The following is a 17,114-nucleotide window of genomic DNA, read 5'->3' on the forward strand; positions in this document are numbered from 1 at the left end:
GCGGTGTCCTTTTCACAGGGTCGGGGGGTGGTGGATGAATGAGCCAGGTGCAGCGGTTGTCAGGCTCTGGGCGAGTTTGGGGCCGATGCTCTGGGCCGCGTTTTGCAGGTCGCGGTGATCCGTCATTCGGCCCCAGTAGGTCACGGCGGCTTGGCTGCGGATCGTCGCATCAACGGCGGTCGGGCGCTGGCCCAAGAGCAACATTCCAAGGGCGCGATGCCGCCCCCGGAAAATCACCGTCTTGAGGGCCGGTGTCGCGCGGTCGAGGTAAAGCGGGGCCTCGTCACAGACCACGAAAAGCGGCGCGGTCTTGCTGGATGCCAGATAGGCCGCAAGGATCGCGTTGCGCAGCGTCTCGGGGTGCGACGATGCCAAAACGACGCGCGGCGCACCCGTTGCCAAAAGCCCCATGGCCTCTTGGACCGTTCGCGCGCCTTCGCCCGCGATGGGGTCGAGGATCAAGACGCGGGCCAGCTTGGCGCGCTCGATCATGGCGCGGGCCAGCGTGGTCTTGCCGCCCCCGCGGCCCGCCCAAATCGCCGTGACGCTGGTTGCGAAGTCACCGGCCATTTTCGGCGCTTTGCGGCTCATGCTGCGGCCTCGGGCTGCGAAACCGGCATGGCACGCGCTGCCCGCACGATCTGGACGCAGGCGAAGCCGTGGGCGAGGATCGCAAGGGAGTTCGCCAGCGCGCCGCCGTTCGGGGAAAGCATGATCTTGGCAAGCCACGGCTGCGAGGCAATCAGGTCATAAGTCGCGCGGGCTGCGATCTGCCCGCCGTCGCTGCGGGCCTGATCGCCAAGCGGACAGGGAGCCCCGCCGCAACTGGCCGAGATCATCCCACCGGCGACTTCGTGAAGAACCGTCCACTGTTCCGCCCATACCTCGGGGGGGATGATTTCAGGCGCTTCAGGGTCGATTTCCGGGCCGGTGTCGAGGTCGAGGGCTTGCCCCGGATCGACAGCAGGGGAGGGCGGGGCAAGCGCGCTTGCGATTTCCTCGGGCCGGAATTCATCGGATGCACCCGCGCCGATCACGGCGCTTTCAAGGTCAATCCCGCTCATGGATCACCCCCCGAACCCGAAAAAGCCCGCAGAGGCTGATTTCCCGCCCGCCTGATGCGGCTGCGCGACTTTCTGGGGGGTGGGTAGCGGGCGCGAAGGTTGCGCACTCTGCGGCCATCCTGCGGGCGGCTTGGCGGTAAGGCGGCGCGGGGCAGGGGGCGCGGCCTCGGGCTTGGCCGGGGGATCGACGGCCAGCGGCGCGGGGGCCTCGGTGTCGGTCGGCTCAGTGGCGGGGGGCGAGGTCATGGCCGCGCGCTCGATCTCGTATCGCTGCCAGTCGAAGTCGGGCGGCAAACCGGCAACCTCAGACAATTCAGGGCGCAGGCGGTGCGGAATGTTTTTGCGGCCAGAGAGCCACATATACACGGTTTGCCAAGTGCGGCGCATTTCTGCGGCAATTTCAGATTTTTTCCGGCTCTGCGGGATATATTCGGCAAAGCACGGCAGTAGGGTTTTTTGCATGTGAGTGGCCTTTCTAGTGGTGTCACACATTCAGCAAATAAACTTTGAGATTACAAGGAACAAAAACACCTAAAATTTAGGGTTATTTAGGTAACAAAATTCAATATGGAGGCGAGCCAAAAATTCCGCAAATGTCTGGGCGTTCCTGAAACCCAAATCGGAGTTACCAATGGGTAAGAATATCATGGGCATGATGATTGCCGTTGCCCTCGGCGTGATCGCGGTCGAATTCGCCCGCCAGAATACCCCCCTCGGCGATTTCATCGGCAAGTGAGGCGCAAAACATGGCCCTGACAAATCAGGAAAAGCGGCGTCGTCAGGCTGAAGAAGCCGAACGGCGCGAGCGCGCCGAAAACCGGCCCGGCCCGCTGGGGACGCGCCGTCAAATCCCGCGTTCCGAGGTCGGCCAATCCATCGGCGTGCGCCTCTCGGCCCCGGTGATTTTCTCTTATTCGGAGGATATCGGGGCGGTCGTCGGGCCGTTCGCGGCGAACACGCAAACCGCCATCCAAATTCCCTGCGGGGAATACACATATCGGCAGTTTTTCTTCCGGCTGGTGGCTTCGGCGGCAATCGCGGGCGAAACTGATCCGGTTGATGGTGAATATATCGTCCGGTCCGCCTTCTTCGAAAAATATGTCGATCAGATTTCCCTTGAAATCGGAGGGCGCGAGGCGTGGCGGTTCACCGGGGCGGAATTCTACTCGTTCGCCCGCTACCTTCACGGCGGGACGATCAACGAAGGCTTCCTTGCGTGGGGCTTCGGTGCGCCGCGCCAATTCAAGGAAAACATGGCCGAAGACGCCTATCTTTTCGGGACGCAGGGCATTTCTTCGGCGCGTATCATGGTTCGCGCCTCGGCGCAGTGGCCCGCGGGAATGGTCCTGAAGCCCGCCTTCGAATATGCGCCCATCACGCGCCCGATCGGCTTCTTCGTAACGACGACGCGGAACGTCTACAACGTCACAGCCCCGGGGAAGCAGCTTTTCACCGATATTCCCTTCGGGATCGACTTTTCCCGCATCTGGGTTCTGGGTCCGGGCGTCAAGGCCGCAAACCTTGAAATCGACGGGGTCGAGGCGTTCAACGCTCAGGCATCTTCGATCCGGGCTCTGTCGCGCATGTGGGGCCAGCGAACGGACATGCTGCCGGATGGCCTGATGCTGGACTTCTGGCGCGATCAGGACGGCAAGGGCGTTGACAGTCTCGCCCGCACGGTGTCGCAGCGCGCCCGGGCGGCTGATGTGCGCCTGACGCTCGATCTGGACACGGGCGGCACGGCGAAGCGCTATGACATCATCACGTTTCACTGCGGCCCCTACGAAAGCCAGCGGTGACGCGATGCGGGGGGGGCGGCGCATCGCCCCCCCGGTCTGAAATCTGAGGGAAAATCAATGGCGGAACAAGCTGGCGGCGGTTTCCTTGACGGCGCGGTGTCGGTTATCGGGCAATTCGGTCAGGTGGTCAGCGGCGTTGCGCAAATCACCGACACCGGGGCCGATATTGCCGAGGATATCGCGCGAGGGCGCGGCGCTCTGCATCAAGAGGCTGACGCGCACGATCTGAATCAACTCGAAATGTTCCTTGATCGGGAAAAGTTCCTGCGCGGGGACAACATTCGGGCGATGCAAACAATGGGCGCGGTCGCGGTGGCCGTGGTCGTTCTTCTGGTGGTGATGAAATAATGGCAATCCCCCCCTCTACCGTTCCTTCGCTGGGGCTTTCGACCAGTTCGAGCGCCTACGCGGCGACCGGGACGGATTACAACTCGGGCGGCGGTGCCCAGACCGGGAATATTTCGGTGGGCGCTGATGCTTCCGCCTCTGGCCCCCTCGGTGGCCTCGTCAACGATCTTATCAAGGGCGTGATCGTGGCCCTTCTCGCCAAATGGGCATGGAACAAGCTGAGAAAATGAAAGCGCAATTCTTTGTGCCGGGGCAGGGCGGCGAAATCCTGCGGCGCGTGCAACTGGCGAACCTGCCCGAGGCGGGCGATCTGGCCGCGTTCCTTGAGGTCGAGGGCGGCGAAATGTTCGGTCTGATCGTGGAAGATGACGCGCAGAACCTTCAGGGTTACGCGGTCTTCGCGCTGGACAACTCCGAACCGGAACGGATGCTCGCAATTCACTTCGCCCGCGTCCTGCAATCGGTGCCGCAGCTGGCGCGCGTCGTTCTGCAATCGCTGATCGGCGCGGCGCAAATCGCGGGCGTTCCGGTGCGGATGCACTCCGACCGGGTGAAGGCGCTGGCCCGCATGGCGGGCGCTGCGGCCTTCGCAGAGACGCTTGACGGCCTCGGGGAGCCTGCCGCCGTGATCTATGGCGAGGCGGTCGAGCTGGTCGAGGCGGCGGGGTAGGGGGCATGTCTTCGCGGTCGAGAACCACGGATGCGAGCGCGTCCACGACTTCCACAAACATTCTGGACCGGCGCGCAACCCAACAAAGCGGGCTGCAAATTCTGGACAGCGCAATTATCGGCGCAGATGACCAAGTTATCAGGGCGACACTTGAGGGGCTGAGGGCGAACTTTCAGGTTCTCACGTCTTCAAATTCGGCAACGGTTTCGGACGTGATGAGCATTGCGACGCGCGTTCTTGGCTTTGCCGATCAAGGGCAAATCCGGCTGGAAACTTTCGCCTATAACACGCTGCGCCAATACCGCGACACGCTGGAGCAGATGCAGCGGCAAGGGCAAAACGTCCTTGAGTTCGCAGACGCACAGGCGGCGCGGGCGATGCAGCTTGCCGGATCTGCGCAACAGGACCAGTCGCGCGCGCTGCAAGAGGCGCTTTCCATCGTCGCAGAAACGAAAACGGGCGATTTCAGCCAAAACCTGACGACGCTTTCGGCCCTCGTCATGGGCTTCGCGCTTGCCGCCCTCTACATCGCAAGGAAAAACTGAAATGCTGATCGACATTGAGCCGAAAAAGCTCCTGCGGGTCTATCTGAAACCGGGCGAAGCTTGGACTTTCCCGGCGATTGCGACGGTTTGTTATGTGGCGGGCGATTTCCCGCGGCTTGTGCTGCGCGAGGGATCAACCGGCTATGACCTGTGGGAAGGGCAAAGCCTGCCGGTGGATCGCAACGCGGTGCAGGTCTTCAACCCGTTCCATGTCGGCGGCTGGGTTACCCTGGCATCCGATCTTCCCGCCCATACCTCGGGCGAGGTCGCGCCCAAGGTGACACACGACGAAAGCACGATTTCGTTTGCCACTCTGAACAAGACGTTCACCGCCGTTGCCGGGTCCGCGGCAATGTTCATGGTCCGCGCGTCGGAAAAGGTCTCTTTCACCGCGGATTTCACGGTGGCCGGGAACACGCTGCAAGCTTTCAAGCTGATTTCCGCACCCGAAAGCGTGATCTTGGAAGGCGGCTGTCTTCCGGTGCCGGTTTTCCGCAAAGGCTTCGGGGCCGTGCCCCATATTGCCGTGACGCAGGGTTACGCGGCTGTCGCAGCGACCACGAAAGCCGCGATCTTGGCGCAGGCGAAAATATCCACGGCGGTCAGCTTGAACCAATCGACATTTGCGGCGCTGCGTGGGTGGGCTGCAAAAGTGCAGGAATTCGTTATTGAGCCCGACGAAACTTACCTTTTCATGCGGGCGGCTCAGACGGAAGTCATTCATGGCGCGCTGATCTTCCGCGATTGGGGCAAGCCTGCGGAGTTCTTCAATTGAGTAGCCGGGGCCTTATCGCAGTTCTTGCCCTCGGGGGCATTTATTACGCCGGGTCGCGCATGGGTTATGTGCCGCCCATTTCCGAATTGATCGGCCTTGGGCGCGACGATGGGGAATGGACGCCCCCGGAAATGGACAGTTACACCGGAATTCAGCCCACGCCATCGGCTGTTCCGGCTGTTCCGACCGGCTCAACGGTGGTTCAAATGAACCGTTACGAATACACGCTGCGGCAAAACATGCCCAACGTCTCGGGCTGGGCGCGGAACAACATGCACGTTGCCGCGGCAATCATGGCCGTTGAAAACTCGTCAATCAACCCGAACCTTGACGGGGACAACGGAACGTCGCTTGGCATCTATCAGGTGAAAATCGCCACGGCGGAAACCTGCGCCCGGGCGGGATATTCGAAATTCGCCCCCACGGCGGAAAACCTTCACACCATTCCCGGGGGGGTCTATTTCGGCACGGCTGAAATGGAACGCCTTTCGCGGATCAATTCCAACCGGGATTGGATTATCTGCGCCTATAACGGCGGGGCCGGGTGGCAACAGATGGGCGAAAGCTATCAGCGCGATCGGCTGCGGTATCTGGACCGGGTGAAGGCCAAGATTGTGCAGTTCTACGGGCAAGGGGGGGCTGTCTGATGCCTGTTTTGATCTGGGCCGGGATCGCGGCTGCGGGTGCCCTCGGCGTCGGAAGCTGGGCCGCGGGCAAGGAAGCTGGCAAGGGCGCGGCTGATGCGCTGAAATGGCTGGCCCTCGGGGCTGGCGCGGTGGTGGTCTATCGCATGACGCAGGGGGGCCGGTGATGTTCTCGGGGCTCATGGAAAGCCTTGGCTTTGGCGGCGGCGCGCAGACGCCACCGGAGCCCGCGCAGGGCGGCGGGATCGCGGCCAGCGTGGTTGACACTCTGGCCGGGCGCGTGCCCGGTTACGGCACCGTTTGGGAGTTCGAGAGCGGATCGCCGCGCCCGACCTATGCCGCGCTGGCGGTGGCGGCTGCGGTGGGCCTCGGGCTGTGGCTTTTCGGGGGGCGGCGCTGATGGTCGAGGGGATCGGATGGCAGGACGTGGCAAGCGCGCTGGCGGGGCTGATGGTGCCCGTTGCTGGGGCAGTCTGGGTGCGTGTGTCCGGTGATCTGGCGCGCGTCTCTGCCGGGCTGGTCGAGGTGGCAAAGCTGGTTCACGGCCATGGAATTCGCCTGGACTACATCGAGCGGGAAAAGGCCGATGGCTGATCGGGCGAAATGGGCAGACGAAACGGCCGGCCTTGTTCTGTTGCTGCCGTATGTCGGGGCATTTGTTCCGGGTTTTCAAGAGGTTGTGGCGCGAGGTGTATCCATCTTGCAAACGCTGCCTGACTGGTATCAGGCCGGGGCCGGGATCGGGCTTGCGTGGGCCTTCGGGGTCAACGTGGCACGCGCGCCGCTGCAAAAGCTGATCGGTCGCAAGCCCGGATAAGCAACGGGCTTGCGCGAATTTGTTCCGGGTGCTAGCTTGGCTGCGTCAACAAAGAAACGCCGTCGCGCGTGCCAGAGTCCGATAATCAGTATTATGTAAAATACCGATGCAACTCCAACCCGATTATGGGGTCAGAATCGTGCAGCCCGTGGTCTTTCTGGCCTCCAGCGCCGTATGTGCGGCCGCGACATCACCCAGGGCATAGCGCTGCCCGATCTCGACCTTGATCCGGCCCGCAAGGATCAGATCGAACAACTCGCGGCTGGCCTTGCGCAGCCAGCCGGGTTGCGCCGTATGGTGGAACAAGGTCGGCCGCGTCAGACGCAGAGAGCCGCGCGCCAGATCGGTGATGCGGAAATCCAGCGCCGGTCCCGAGCTTTGCCCGAAGCTTACCAGCGTGCCGAAGGTCTGCAGCACCTCGACCGATTTCTTCACCGTCACCGCGCCAACCGAGTCATAGACCGCCTGCACGCCCTTGCCCTCGGTCAGCCGCATCGTCTCGGCGACGAAATCCTGCGTCTTGTAGTCGATCACCGCCTCATAGCCATGCTGCAATGCCAGCGTGCATTTTTCGGGCGTGCCGGCCGTGCCGATGGCCCGCACCCCCTTGTGCTTCAGCCATTGCCCGGCCAGCAGACCGACACCGCCCGCCGCGGCATGGACCAGAACGCAATCGCCCGCCGCCACCGGATAGGAATGATGGATCAGATAATGCACGGTCAGCCCCTTGAGCATCACCGCCGCCGCGACCTCGTCGGAAATGCCCTCCGGGATCGCCACCAGCTGATCGGCCGCGATCACCCGGTGACTGGCATAGGCGCCGTCGCGCAGCGTATAGGCCACGCGCAGCCCCACCGGCAGATCGACGCCGGGGCCGACCGCTTCGATCACGCCGGCCGCCTCGCCGCCCGGGACCAGATCGGAGGGCACGGCCCAGGGATAAAGACCGGTGCGGAAATAGACGTCGATGTAGTTCAGCCCGATCGCGGTCTGGCGCAGCACCACCTCGCCCGGACCGGGCTGCGGCACCGCGCGGTCCTGACGGCGAAACTTCTCCACCCCGCCCGGGGCGGTCACGACCATGGCATAGCTCATCGCATTCTCCTTCCGACTGCCGACCGCACCCCCCAACCCCGGCGCGGACCGTTTGCGCTCACAATGGCGCCACCGTCACCGGGCGTCAATCACCGGGCTTCAATCACTGGCAGCGTCGGAAAATAGCTGCCTTTCAGCGCGATGATCGCTTCCCAAAGCCGTTCGGCCACCGGCCTTGGCACCTCGTCCTCGCGCCGCACCATGAACCAGTTGCGCACGATCGGCAGCCCCGGCGCCGGCAGCTCGACCAGCCGCCCCGAGCCAAGCTCCTCGGTCACCGTATGCAGGCTGAGAAAGGCGATGCCCAGCCCCGCCATCACCGCCTGCTTGATCGTCTCGTTGCTTTCCATCTCCATCGTCTCGAAGGCGCGCCCGTCGGCCACCCGATCCAGCCAGCGCTCCATCAGAATCCGCGTCCCCGAGCCCGGTTCGCGGGTCAGGAACACCTCGTCCAGCAGCGCATCGGCGCTGCCCCCCTGCCCCAGCAGCCGATGATCCGGCGGCACGACGAGCGTATGCGGATGCGGCCCGAGCGGCTCGGCCAGAACCGGCGGCCGCCGCGGCGGCCGCCCCATGATCGCAATTTCAAAGGCGCCGCGTTCCAGCCCCTCGATCGTGGCCTCGCGGTTGCCCACCCGCAGCGCCACCTCGATATCCGGGTGCGACAGACTCAGCGCCTTGACCAGCCTTGGCGCGAAATATTTCGCCGTCGAGACCACCCCCAGCGTCACCCGGCCGGTTTTGCCCCGTGACAGCGCCGCCAGATCGGCCCCGGCCTGCGACAAAGCGTCTTCGATCCGCTTCGCCGCCGCCAGCATCGCATGACCGGCATCGGTCAGGTCCGACCCCGCGCCATCGGCCGCGCGCTGCAACAGGCGCACTTGAACTGCGTCCTCCAAGCCCTTGATTTGTGTATGGATTGCAGGCGTCGTCAGGCCAAGCGCCTGGCCCGCCGCGGTCAGCGAGCCCCATTTTGCAACCGCCTTCAGCGCCCGCAGTTGCTTCATCGTGATCCCGTCCAGCCGGACCATGTTAAATTTTCCTGAAAGAGAGTTGTCGAATTTCAAATTTGCATGAAACCGCTTTCGGCGCAACGTCCGGCCAACCGAATGAGGAGGAGGCCATGGCGATCGAGCTTGACGGTCTTGGGCTTAGCCCGGAACTGGCGGATGTGATGACCCGGCTGGCGCGTGTGGGGGCGGATCTCGCCCGCACCATTGCCCGCAACGGGGTGGAAACGGACCTGGCGGCGGGGGTTGGCACCAATGCCGGGGGCGATGGTCAAAAGGCGCTCGACGTGATGGCGGACGACGCCTTCCGCGAGGCGCTGACGGGCACTTCCGTCGCCTATTACGCCTCGGAAGAACAGGATGAGGTGGTGACGCTGGGCGAAGGCACGCTGGCGCTTGCCATCGACCCGCTCGACGGCTCCTCGAACATCGATGTGAACGTGTCGATCGGCACGATCTTCTCGGTCTTCCCGGCGACGGACGACCCGAACACCAGCTTCCTGCGCAAGGGCTCGGAGCAGCTGGCGGGCGGCTATATCATCTACGGGCCGCAATGCGCCATCGTCTGCAGCTTCGGGCGCGGCGTGCATCATTGGGTGCTCGATCTTGACAGCCGCAGCTTCAAGCGCCTGCCCGACATCAAGGCGCTGCCGCAAGACACCTCGGAATATGCGATCAACGCCTCGAATTACCGGCATTGGCCCTCGCCGATCCGCGCCTTCATCGACGATCTGGTGGCGGGCGCCGAGGGGCCGCGCGGGCGCAACTTCAACATGCGCTGGATCGCCTCGCTCGTCGCCGAAACCCACCGCATCCTGATGCGCGGCGGGGTCTTCCTTTACCCGGGCGACGAACGCAAGGGCTATGCCCGCGGCCGTCTGCGCCATGTCTATGAATGTGCGCCGATCGCCTTTCTGATCACGCAAGTGGGCGGCGGCGCCACCGACGGCTGCGAGGACATCCTCTCGGCCGTGCCCGACAAGCTGCATGCGCGCACGCCGTTTGTCTTCGGCTGTGCGGCCAAGGTGGCCCGCGTCACCGCCTATCACGACCTGCCCGGGGAGGAGACCTCGGCACTCTTCAACACCCGTGGTCTTTTCCGGAGCTGATCCCATGTCGAAAAAATATCCCATCATCTCTGTCGTCGGGTCCTCGGGGGCTGGCACCTCGACCGTCAAGGCCACCTTCGACCAGATCTTCCGCCGCGAAGGCGTGAAAGCCGTCTCGATCGAGGGCGACGCCTTCCACCGCTTCAACCGCGCCGACATGAAGGCGGAACTGGACCGGCGCTATGCCGCGGGCGATGCCACCTTCTCGCATTTCTCCTACGAGGCGAATGCGCTCGAAGATCTGGAACGCGTCTTCCGCGAATATGGCGAAACCGGCAAGGGCCGCACCCGGCGTTATGTGCATGACGCCAATGAATCGGCGAAATACGGTGTCGAGCCGGGCCATTTCACCGACTGGGCGCCCTTCGAGGACGACAGCGACCTGCTCTTCTACGAAGGCCTGCATGGCTGCGTGACGAATGATCAGGTCAATATCGCGGCCCATGCCGATCTGAAGATCGGTGTCGTGCCGGTGATCAACCTGGAATGGATCCAGAAGATCCACCGTGACCGGGCGCAGCGCGGCTACACGACCGAGGCCGTCACCGATGTGATCCTGCGCCGGATGCATGCCTATGTGCATTGCATCGTGCCGCAATTCTCGCAGACCGACATCAACTTCCAGCGCGTGCCGGTGGTCGATACCTCGAACCCGTTCATCACCCGCTGGATCCCGACGCCGGATGAAAGCCTGATCGTGATCCGCTTCCGCAACCCGCGCGGCATCGACTTCCCCTATCTGACCTCGATGATCCATGGCTCTTGGATGAGCCGGGCGAATTCGATCGTGATCCCGGGCAACAAGCAGGATCTGGCGATGCAGCTGATCCTGACGCCGCTGATCGAGCGGCTGGTGCGCGAAGGCCGCCGCGCCCGCGCGTAAGGCGAACAAAATCAAGATATTGGCGAGGCCCGGCAAACCGGGCCCGCCGCTGGAAGAAACGGCTCATCAGGGAGGAGGAGCCATGAAGGATCTGGATATGGCGCAGGAAACGCGGATGGCCAATGCCATCCGGGCGCTGGCGATGGATGCGGTGGAAAAGGCGAAATCGGGGCATCCCGGCATGCCGATGGGCATGGCCGATGTGGCCACCGTTCTTTTCAACCGTTTCATGAAAATCGACCCCTCGACGCCGAAATGGCCCGACCGCGACCGGTTCGTGCTGTCGGCCGGTCACGGATCGATGCTGCTTTACGCGATCCATCACCTGCTCGGCTACGCCGACATGGGTCTCGAAGAGCTGAAGAATTTCCGCCAACTTGGCGCCCGCACTGCCGGCCATCCTGAATACGGCCATGCCGAGGGCATCGAGATGACGACCGGACCTCTGGGTCAGGGGATCGCGACCGCGGTCGGCATGGCCTTGGCCGAGCGCATGAAGAACGCCCGCTATGGCGATGATATTGTCGACCATTTCACCTATGTGATTGCCGGTGACGGCTGCCTGATGGAAGGCATCAGCCACGAGGCGATCGACCTGGCCGGGCATCTGAAGCTTGGCCGTCTGATCGTGCTTTGGGATGACAACCGCATCACCATCGACGGCGACACCGATCTTTCGACCTCGACCGACCAGCTTGCCCGCTTTGCCGCCGCGGGCTGGCACGTGCAATCCTGCGACGGTCATGCGGCCAATGACATCGCCGCCGCGATCGAGGCCGCCAAGGCCGATCCGCGCCCCTCGATGATCGCTTGCCGCACCGTGATCGGCTTTGGCGCGCCGAACAAGCAGGGCGGCCATGACGTGCACGGCGCGCCCTTGGGCGCCGAGGAAATCGCCGCCGCGCGGGCTTTCCTTGACTGGCCGCATGCCCCTTTCGAGATCCCTTCCGAACTCACCGCGGCCTGGGGCCGGGTTGCGGCACGGGGGGCTTCGGCGCGGGCCAACTGGGAGGCGCGGTTGCAAAACCACGCGGCCCGCGCCGACTTCATCAAGGCCGAGGCCGACGACACCACGGCCCTGCCCGCCGCCATCGCCGCCTATAAAGCGAGGCTTTCCGCCGACAAGCCGAAGGTGGCGACGCGCAAAGCCAGCGAAATGGCGCTCGAGGTGGTGAACACCACCCTGCCCCACTCCGTCGGCGGCTCGGCCGATCTGACCGGCTCGAACCTGACCCGGTCGAAGGGGATGGTTTCGGTGAAGCCGGGCGCCTTTGCGGGCAATTACATCCATTACGGCATCCGCGAACACGGGATGGCGGCGGCAATGAACGGCATCGCGCTGCATGGGGGCCTGCGCCCCTATGGCGGCACCTTCATGGCCTTTGCCGATTACTGCCGCCCGTCCATTCGCCTCTCGGCGCTGATGGGGGTTCCGGTCACCTATGTGATGACGCATGACAGCATCGGCCTTGGCGAGGACGGGCCGACCCACCAGCCGGTCGAGCATCTGGCAAGCTTGCGGGCGATCCCGAACCTGAACGTGATCCGCCCCGCCGATGCGGTCGAAACCGCCGAGGCCTGGGAAATCGCCATGACCTCGAAACACACGCCGAGCCTGCTGGTGCTGTCGCGGCAGAACCTGCCGACCGTGCGCACGACGCATACGGCCGAGAATCTGACCGCCCGCGGCGCCTATCTGATCCGCGATCCCGAGGATCGTCAGGTGACGCTGATCGCCACCGGCTCGGAGCTGGAAATCGCGCTGGCCGCCGCCGATCAGCTGGCGAAAGAGGGGATCCGCGCCGCCGTGGTCTCTGCCCCCTGCTTCGAGCTTTTCGCGGCGCAACCGCGGGATTACGTGACCAAGGTTCTAGGCACGGCGCCGCGGGTGGGCTGTGAAGCTGCGATCCGGCAGGGCTGGTGCATGCTGCTTGGCCCCACCGACGCCTTTGTCGGCATGACCGGCTTTGGCGCCTCGGCCCCTGCCCCGCAGCTTTATCAACACTTCAACATCACCGCAGAGGCGATTGTCTCTGAAGCAAAAAACCTGATCTGAGGGAAAAGATGACCGTCAAAGTTGCCATCAACGGTTTTGGCCGCATCGGCCGCAACGTGCTGCGCGCCATCATTGAATCGGGCCGCACCGACATCGAAGTCGTCGCGATCAACGACCTTGGCCCGGTGGAAACCAACGCCCATCTGCTGCGCTTCGATAGCGTGCACGGTCGCTTCCCCGCGACCGTGACCACCGGCGAGGACTGGATCGACGTGGGCCGCGGCCCGATCAAGGTCACCGCGATCCGCAATCCGGCGGAACTGCCCTGGGGCAATGTCGATGTGGCGCTGGAATGCACCGGCATCTTCACCACCAAGGACAAGGCCGCGGCCCACCTGCAAAACGGCTCGAAACGCGTTCTGGTCTCGGCGCCTTGCGACAACGCCGACAAGACGATCGTGTTCGGGGTGAACCACGGCACGCTGACGGCCGAAGACATGGTCGTGTCGAACGCCTCCTGCACCACGAACTGCCTGAGCCCCGTTGCGAAAGCGCTGAATGACGCGATCGGGATCTCGAAAGGCTTCATGACGACGATCCACAGCTATACGGGCGACCAGCCGACGCTCGACACGATGCACAAGGATCTTTATCGCGCCCGCGCCGCCGCGCTGAGCATGATCCCGACCTCGACCGGCGCCGCCAAGGCCGTGGGGCTGGTGCTGCCGGAACTGAAAGGCAAGCTCGATGGCGTGGCGATCCGGGTTCCGACGCCGAACGTTTCGGTGGTCGATCTCGTGTTCGAAGCCGCCCGGGACACCACCGTGGCCGAGGTGAACGCCGCGATCCGCGCCGCCGCCGATGGCCCGCTGAAAGGCGTGCTCGGCTATACCGACCAGCCGAATGTCTCGTCGGACTTCAACCATGATCCGCATTCCTCGGTCTTCCATATGGATCAGACCAAGGTGATGGAGGGGCGGATGGTCCGCATCCTGTCGTGGTATGACAACGAATGGGGCTTCTCTAACCGCATGGCGGATACCGCCGTCGCGATGGGCAAGCTGATCTGAACCAAGCCGGGGGCGCTGCCCCCGGACCCCCGGGATATTTGGAGCAAGATAAAAAGCTCCGCGAGTTGAGGACATCAAAATGGCACTGATCACCCTTCGGCAACTGCTTGACCACGCTGCGGAATATTCCTATGGCGTGCCCGCATTCAACATCAACAACATGGAACAGGGTCTGGCGATCATGGAGGCCGCCAAGGCCGTCGATGCGCCGGTCATCATCCAGGCCTCGCGCGGCGCGCGGTCCTATGCCAATGACATCATGCTTGCGAAGATGATCGAGGCGCTGGCCGCGATCTATCCGGATATTCCGCTCTGCATGCATCAGGACCACGGCAACAACGAAGCCACCTGCATGACTGCGATCCGTCACGGCTTCACCTCGGTGATGATGGACGGCTCGCTTGAGGGCGACGCGAAGACCCCGGCCAGCTACGAGTATAACGTCGACATCACCGAGCGCGTTTCGCGCATGGCGCATTGGGTCGGCGCCTCGGTCGAGGGGGAGCTGGGCGTTCTGGGCTCGCTTGAAACCGGGCAAGGCGAGGCCGAGGACGGGCATGGCGCCGAAGGCGTTCTGGATCACAGCCAGCTGCTCACCGACCCCGATCAGGCCGTTGATTTCGTGAAGAAAACGCAAGTCGACGCGCTGGCCATCGCTTGCGGCACCTCGCATGGCGCCTATAAATTCTCGCGCAAGCCCGATGGTGAAATCCTCGCCATGTCGGTAATCGAGGCGATCCACAAGAAACTGCCGAACACCCATCTGGTGATGCACGGCTCGTCCTCGGTGCCGCAGGATCTGCAGGACATCATCAACGAATTCGGCGGGGCGATGCCGCAAACCTTCGGCGTGCCGGTCGAGGAAATTGTCCGCGGCATCAAGATGGGCGTGCGCAAGGTCAATATCGACACCGACTGCCGCATGGCGATGACCGGGCAGTTCCGCCGCATCGCCGAGCAGAACAAGGCCGAATTCGACCCGCGCAAATTCCTCAAGCCCGCGATGGATGCGATGCGCGATCTTTGCAAGGCGCGTCTTGAAGCCTTCGGCACCGCAGGCCATGCTTCGAAAATCAAGGTCATCCCGATGGATGACATGGCGAAACGCTACGCCAGCGGCTCGCTTGCGCCGAAAACCAACTGATCGAAAGGACCCCTCATCATGGATCAGTCTAACCGTTACGCCCGGCTCGACCTCAAGGAAGCCGACCTCATCGCCGCTGGCCGCCATGTGCTTTGCGCCTATATCATGAAGCCCAAGGCGGGCTACGGCTATCTGGAAACCGCCGCCCATTTCGCCGCCGAAAGCTCGACCGGCACCAACGTCGAGGTCTCGACCACCGACGATTTCACCCGGGGCGTCGATGCGCTGGTCTATGAGATCGACCCCGAGCGCGAGATCATGAAGATCGCCTATCCGGTTGAACTCTTTGACCGAAATATCATCGACGGCCGGGCGATGCTGTGCTCGTTCCTGACGCTGACGATCGGCAACAACCAGGGCATGGGCGACGTCGAATATGCCAAGATGCACGACTTCTACGTGCCGCCCTGCTATCTGCGCCTGTTCGACGGCCCCTCGATGAACATTGCCGACATGTGGCGGGTGCTGGGTCGTCCGGTGGTCGATGGCGGCATGGTCGTGGGCACGATCATCAAGCCGAAGCTCGGCCTGCGTCCGAAACCCTTTGCCGATGCCTGCTATGAATTCTGGCTGGGTGGCGATTTCATCAAGAACGATGAACCGCAGGGCAACCAGACCTTTGCGCCGCTGAAGGAAACCATCCGTCTGGTCGCCGATGCGATGAAACGGGCGCAGGATGAAACCGGCGAGGCCAAGCTTTTCTCGGCCAACATCACCGCCGACGATCATTACGAAATGGTCGCCCGTGGCGAATACATCCTTGAAACCTTTGGCGAAAATGCCGATCACGTCGCCTTCCTCGTGGATGGCTATGTCACCGGCCCGGCGGCGATCACCACCGCGCGGCGCTCCTTCCCGCGGCAGTTCCTGCACTATCACCGCGCGGGCCATGGCGCCGTGACCTCGCCGCAATCGATGCGCGGCTACACCGCCTTCGTTCTGTCAAAGATGTCGCGTCTGCAAGGTGCCTCGGGCATCCACACCGGCACGATGGGCTATGGCAAGATGGAGGGCGATGCCTCGGACAAGATCATGGCCTACATGCTGACCGATGAAGCCGCGCAGGGCCCGTTCTACCATCAGGACTGGCTGGGCATGAAAGCCACGACGCCGATCATCTCGGGCGGCATGAACGCGCTGCGTCTGCCGGGCTTCTTCGACAACCTCGGCCATTCGAACGTGATCCAGACCTCGGGCGGCGGCGCCTTTGGCCACCTGGATGGCGGCACCGCGGGGGCGAAATCTTTGCGTCAGTCCTGCGACGCCTGGAAGGCGGGCATCGACCTCGTGACCTATGCGAAATCGCACCGCGAACTGGCGCGCGCCTTCGAGAGCTTCCCGAATGATGCCGACAAGCTCTATCCGGGCTGGCGCGTCGCTCTGGGCGTGAACTGAACGCCGTGCTATCCGGGCGGGGGGGGACACCCCCGCCCCAACCCCTCAGGAGACCGACATGACCTTCGACCGTTCCATCAAGATCGCCCCCCTCGATCCTTTCCGCCGACTTCGCCGATTTCGGCCGTGAAATCCAGGCCATCGAGGCGCAGGGCGCCGATTGGGTGCATGTCGATGTGATGGATGGGCATTTCGTGCCGAACCTCACCTTTGGTCCGCCCGCCGTCGCGGCCTTTCGCAAGCATGTGAAGACCGTGATGGATGTGCACCTGATGATTTCCCCGGTCGATGCCTATATCGACGCTTATGCGCAGGCGGGCGCCGATGTGCTGACGGCGCATGTCGAGGCCGGGCCGCATATTCACCGCACGCTGCAGGCGATCCGCGCCGCCGGCATGAAGTCGGGCGTCGCGATCAACCCCGGCACGCCGGCCGAGGCGATCGAGCATGTGCTTGATATTGCGGATGTTGTCTGCGTGATGACGGTGAACCCCGGTTTTGGCGGGCAGAAATACATCGACATGACCGGCAAGGTCCGCAAGCTGCGCGCGATGATCGGCGACCGTCCGGTGCATATCGAGATCGACGGCGGCATGGACCCGGTCACCGCGCCCTTGATGGCCGCCGCGGGCGCCGATGTCTTCGTGGCCGGTTCGGGCGTCTTCAAGGGCGGCTCGGTCGCGACCCCGGAGGTCTATGGCAAGAACATCGCCGCCATCCGCGCGGCGGCACAGGCGGCGCTGTAAGATC

General features: G+C 63.5%; 22 protein-coding genes and 1 pseudogene. 18 read left to right on the forward strand and 5 right to left on the reverse strand.

The features are described 5' to 3' along the window. Positions 1-12 precede the first annotated feature (12 nt). From ACTTAG_RS09405 to ACTTAG_RS09415, 3 genes are read right to left on the reverse strand one after another with little or no spacing between them, the layout of a single operon-like run. Positions 13-591, reverse strand: coding sequence for a hypothetical protein (locus ACTTAG_RS09405; protein WP_444462082.1), 579 nt, complete (start codon positions 589-591; stop codon positions 13-15). Next, positions 588-1,037 carry a hypothetical protein gene (locus ACTTAG_RS09410; protein WP_444462083.1) on the reverse strand — a complete coding sequence of 150 codons (450 nt, stop codon included), beginning with the start codon at positions 1,035-1,037 and terminating at the stop codon, positions 588-590. Before ACTTAG_RS09410 ends, ACTTAG_RS09405 begins: the two co-directional genes overlap by 4 nt. A gap of 30 nt (positions 1,038-1,067) precedes the next feature. Next, positions 1,068-1,526, reverse strand: a complete 459-nt coding sequence (locus tag ACTTAG_RS09415) for a hypothetical protein (protein WP_444462084.1) — start codon at positions 1,524-1,526, stop codon at positions 1,068-1,070. A gap of 284 nt (positions 1,527-1,810) precedes the next feature. Between ACTTAG_RS09415 and ACTTAG_RS09420 the strand changes: the two genes are divergently transcribed. From ACTTAG_RS09420 to ACTTAG_RS09470, 11 genes are all read left to right on the forward strand, one after another. Beyond that, complete coding sequence (locus tag ACTTAG_RS09420) at positions 1,811-2,863, forward strand: hypothetical protein (RefSeq protein WP_444462085.1); 1,053 nt, start codon at positions 1,811-1,813, stop codon at positions 2,861-2,863. A 57-nt stretch (positions 2,864-2,920) separates the two neighbouring features. Next, positions 2,921-3,211, forward strand: a complete 291-nt coding sequence (locus ACTTAG_RS09425; RefSeq protein ID WP_444462086.1) for a hypothetical protein — start codon at positions 2,921-2,923, stop codon at positions 3,209-3,211. Further along, a complete protein-coding gene (locus ACTTAG_RS09430) occupies positions 3,211-3,441 on the forward strand; it encodes a hypothetical protein (protein WP_444462087.1) in 231 nt (76 codons plus the stop codon). Before ACTTAG_RS09425 ends, ACTTAG_RS09430 begins: the two co-directional genes overlap by 1 nt. After that, positions 3,438-3,881 (forward strand): hypothetical protein, encoded by a 444-nt coding sequence (locus tag ACTTAG_RS09435; protein ID WP_444462088.1) that lies wholly within the window; start codon positions 3,438-3,440, stop codon positions 3,879-3,881. Before ACTTAG_RS09430 ends, ACTTAG_RS09435 begins: the two co-directional genes overlap by 4 nt. Before the next feature lie 5 nt (positions 3,882-3,886). Beyond that, positions 3,887-4,426: a hypothetical protein gene (locus tag ACTTAG_RS09440; RefSeq protein ID WP_444462089.1), complete on the forward strand. Its 540-nt coding sequence runs from the start codon at positions 3,887-3,889 to the stop codon at positions 4,424-4,426. 118 nt (positions 4,427-4,544) lie between these two features. Next, positions 4,545-5,201 (forward strand): hypothetical protein, encoded by a 657-nt coding sequence (locus ACTTAG_RS09445; protein ID WP_444462090.1) that lies wholly within the window; start codon positions 4,545-4,547, stop codon positions 5,199-5,201. 206 nt (positions 5,202-5,407) lie between these two features. After that, positions 5,408-5,848, forward strand: a complete 441-nt coding sequence (locus tag ACTTAG_RS09450; protein ID WP_444462091.1) for a transglycosylase SLT domain-containing protein — start codon at positions 5,408-5,410, stop codon at positions 5,846-5,848. Continuing rightward, complete coding sequence (locus ACTTAG_RS09455; RefSeq protein ID WP_444462092.1) at positions 5,848-6,012, forward strand: hypothetical protein; 165 nt, start codon at positions 5,848-5,850, stop codon at positions 6,010-6,012. The genes ACTTAG_RS09450 and ACTTAG_RS09455 overlap by 1 nt, the downstream gene beginning before the upstream one ends. Continuing rightward, entirely contained in the window at positions 6,012-6,245 is a 234-nt protein-coding gene (locus ACTTAG_RS09460) for a hypothetical protein (protein WP_444462093.1), read from the forward strand. The genes ACTTAG_RS09455 and ACTTAG_RS09460 overlap by 1 nt, the downstream gene beginning before the upstream one ends. Next, a complete protein-coding gene (locus ACTTAG_RS09465) occupies positions 6,245-6,439 on the forward strand; it encodes a hypothetical protein (protein WP_444462094.1) in 195 nt (64 codons plus the stop codon). The genes ACTTAG_RS09460 and ACTTAG_RS09465 overlap by 1 nt, the downstream gene beginning before the upstream one ends. Further along, complete coding sequence (locus tag ACTTAG_RS09470; RefSeq protein ID WP_444462095.1) at positions 6,432-6,662, forward strand: hypothetical protein; 231 nt, start codon at positions 6,432-6,434, stop codon at positions 6,660-6,662. The genes ACTTAG_RS09465 and ACTTAG_RS09470 overlap by 8 nt, the downstream gene beginning before the upstream one ends. Positions 6,663-6,785: 123 nt before the next feature. Here ACTTAG_RS09470 and ACTTAG_RS09475 read toward each other — a convergent pair whose 3' ends face one another. Both ACTTAG_RS09475 and cbbR read right to left on the reverse strand, forming a co-directional pair. Continuing rightward, on the reverse strand, positions 6,786-7,757 hold the full coding sequence (locus tag ACTTAG_RS09475; protein ID WP_444462096.1) for a quinone oxidoreductase family protein: 972 nt from the start codon (positions 7,755-7,757) through the stop codon (positions 6,786-6,788). A gap of 89 nt (positions 7,758-7,846) precedes the next feature. Then, positions 7,847-8,788, reverse strand: a complete 942-nt coding sequence (cbbR, locus tag ACTTAG_RS09480) for a LysR family regulator CbbR (RefSeq protein ID WP_444462097.1) — start codon at positions 8,786-8,788, stop codon at positions 7,847-7,849. A gap of 92 nt (positions 8,789-8,880) precedes the next feature. On the opposite strand from cbbR, the gene ACTTAG_RS09485 reads away from it, so the two are divergent. The 7 genes and pseudogenes from ACTTAG_RS09485 to rpe all read left to right on the forward strand — a co-directional run bounded on the left by ACTTAG_RS09485 (position 8,881) and on the right by rpe (position 17,110). Further along, positions 8,881-9,876, forward strand: coding sequence for a class 1 fructose-bisphosphatase (locus tag ACTTAG_RS09485; protein ID WP_444462098.1), 996 nt, complete (start codon positions 8,881-8,883; stop codon positions 9,874-9,876). A 4-nt stretch (positions 9,877-9,880) separates the two neighbouring features. Then, entirely contained in the window at positions 9,881-10,759 is an 879-nt protein-coding gene (locus ACTTAG_RS09490) for a phosphoribulokinase (protein WP_444462099.1), read from the forward strand. Positions 10,760-10,841: 82 nt separating this feature from the next. Then, positions 10,842-12,815 carry a transketolase gene (gene tkt, locus ACTTAG_RS09495; RefSeq protein ID WP_444462100.1) on the forward strand — a complete coding sequence of 658 codons (1,974 nt, stop codon included), beginning with the start codon at positions 10,842-10,844 and terminating at the stop codon, positions 12,813-12,815. Positions 12,816-12,823: 8 nt separating this feature from the next. Further along, complete coding sequence (gap, locus tag ACTTAG_RS09500; RefSeq protein WP_444462101.1) at positions 12,824-13,825, forward strand: type I glyceraldehyde-3-phosphate dehydrogenase; 1,002 nt, start codon at positions 12,824-12,826, stop codon at positions 13,823-13,825. Between the two features lie 79 nt (positions 13,826-13,904). Continuing rightward, the gene (gene fba, locus ACTTAG_RS09505) at positions 13,905-14,969 is read left to right on the forward strand and encodes a class II fructose-bisphosphate aldolase (RefSeq protein WP_444462102.1); all 1,065 of its coding nucleotides are present in this window, start codon (positions 13,905-13,907) and stop codon (positions 14,967-14,969) included. 18 nt (positions 14,970-14,987) lie between these two features. Continuing rightward, positions 14,988-16,364 (forward strand): ribulose-bisphosphate carboxylase, encoded by a 1,377-nt coding sequence (locus ACTTAG_RS09510; protein ID WP_444462103.1) that lies wholly within the window; start codon positions 14,988-14,990, stop codon positions 16,362-16,364. A 58-nt stretch (positions 16,365-16,422) separates the two neighbouring features. Further along, positions 16,423-17,110 (forward strand): annotated as a pseudogene (rpe, locus tag ACTTAG_RS09515) (ribulose-phosphate 3-epimerase). Positions 17,111-17,114: the final 4 nt, after the last annotated feature.

Origin of the sequence: Rhodobacter capsulatus (assembly GCF_052363185.1) — a bacterium.
Lineage (GTDB): Bacteria > Pseudomonadota > Alphaproteobacteria > Rhodobacterales > Rhodobacteraceae > Rhodobacter > Rhodobacter capsulatus_E.

What these genes read in the sequence shown, in the direction of transcription:
- ACTTAG_RS09405 (WP_444462082.1), bottom strand. Translation starts at nt 591, where the DNA reads ATGAGCCGCAAAGCGCCGAAAATGGCCGGTGACTTCGCAACCAGCGTC.
- ACTTAG_RS09415 (WP_444462084.1), bottom strand. Translation starts at nt 1,526, where the DNA reads ATGCAAAAAACCCTACTGCCGTGCTTTGCCGAATATATCCCGCAGAGC.
- ACTTAG_RS09420 (WP_444462085.1), top strand. Translation starts at nt 1,811, where the DNA reads ATGGCCCTGACAAATCAGGAAAAGCGGCGTCGTCAGGCTGAAGAAGCC.
- ACTTAG_RS09425 (WP_444462086.1), top strand. Translation starts at nt 2,921, where the DNA reads ATGGCGGAACAAGCTGGCGGCGGTTTCCTTGACGGCGCGGTGTCGGTT.
- ACTTAG_RS09430 (WP_444462087.1), top strand. Translation starts at nt 3,211, where the DNA reads ATGGCAATCCCCCCCTCTACCGTTCCTTCGCTGGGGCTTTCGACCAGT.
- ACTTAG_RS09435 (WP_444462088.1), top strand. Translation starts at nt 3,438, where the DNA reads ATGAAAGCGCAATTCTTTGTGCCGGGGCAGGGCGGCGAAATCCTGCGG.
- ACTTAG_RS09440 (WP_444462089.1), top strand. Translation starts at nt 3,887, where the DNA reads ATGTCTTCGCGGTCGAGAACCACGGATGCGAGCGCGTCCACGACTTCC.
- ACTTAG_RS09450 (WP_444462091.1), top strand. Translation starts at nt 5,408, where the DNA reads ATGAACCGTTACGAATACACGCTGCGGCAAAACATGCCCAACGTCTCG.
- ACTTAG_RS09455 (WP_444462092.1), top strand. Translation starts at nt 5,848, where the DNA reads ATGCCTGTTTTGATCTGGGCCGGGATCGCGGCTGCGGGTGCCCTCGGC.
- ACTTAG_RS09460 (WP_444462093.1), top strand. Translation starts at nt 6,012, where the DNA reads ATGTTCTCGGGGCTCATGGAAAGCCTTGGCTTTGGCGGCGGCGCGCAG.
- ACTTAG_RS09465 (WP_444462094.1), top strand. Translation starts at nt 6,245, where the DNA reads ATGGTCGAGGGGATCGGATGGCAGGACGTGGCAAGCGCGCTGGCGGGG.
- ACTTAG_RS09470 (WP_444462095.1), top strand. Translation starts at nt 6,432, where the DNA reads ATGGCTGATCGGGCGAAATGGGCAGACGAAACGGCCGGCCTTGTTCTG.
- ACTTAG_RS09475 (WP_444462096.1), bottom strand. Translation starts at nt 7,757, where the DNA reads ATGAGCTATGCCATGGTCGTGACCGCCCCGGGCGGGGTGGAGAAGTTT.
- cbbR (WP_444462097.1), bottom strand. Translation starts at nt 8,788, where the DNA reads ATGGTCCGGCTGGACGGGATCACGATGAAGCAACTGCGGGCGCTGAAG.
- ACTTAG_RS09485 (WP_444462098.1), top strand. Translation starts at nt 8,881, where the DNA reads ATGGCGATCGAGCTTGACGGTCTTGGGCTTAGCCCGGAACTGGCGGAT.
- ACTTAG_RS09490 (WP_444462099.1), top strand. Translation starts at nt 9,881, where the DNA reads ATGTCGAAAAAATATCCCATCATCTCTGTCGTCGGGTCCTCGGGGGCT.
- tkt (WP_444462100.1), top strand. Translation starts at nt 10,842, where the DNA reads ATGAAGGATCTGGATATGGCGCAGGAAACGCGGATGGCCAATGCCATC.
- gap (WP_444462101.1), top strand. Translation starts at nt 12,824, where the DNA reads ATGACCGTCAAAGTTGCCATCAACGGTTTTGGCCGCATCGGCCGCAAC.
- fba (WP_444462102.1), top strand. Translation starts at nt 13,905, where the DNA reads ATGGCACTGATCACCCTTCGGCAACTGCTTGACCACGCTGCGGAATAT.
- ACTTAG_RS09510 (WP_444462103.1), top strand. Translation starts at nt 14,988, where the DNA reads ATGGATCAGTCTAACCGTTACGCCCGGCTCGACCTCAAGGAAGCCGAC.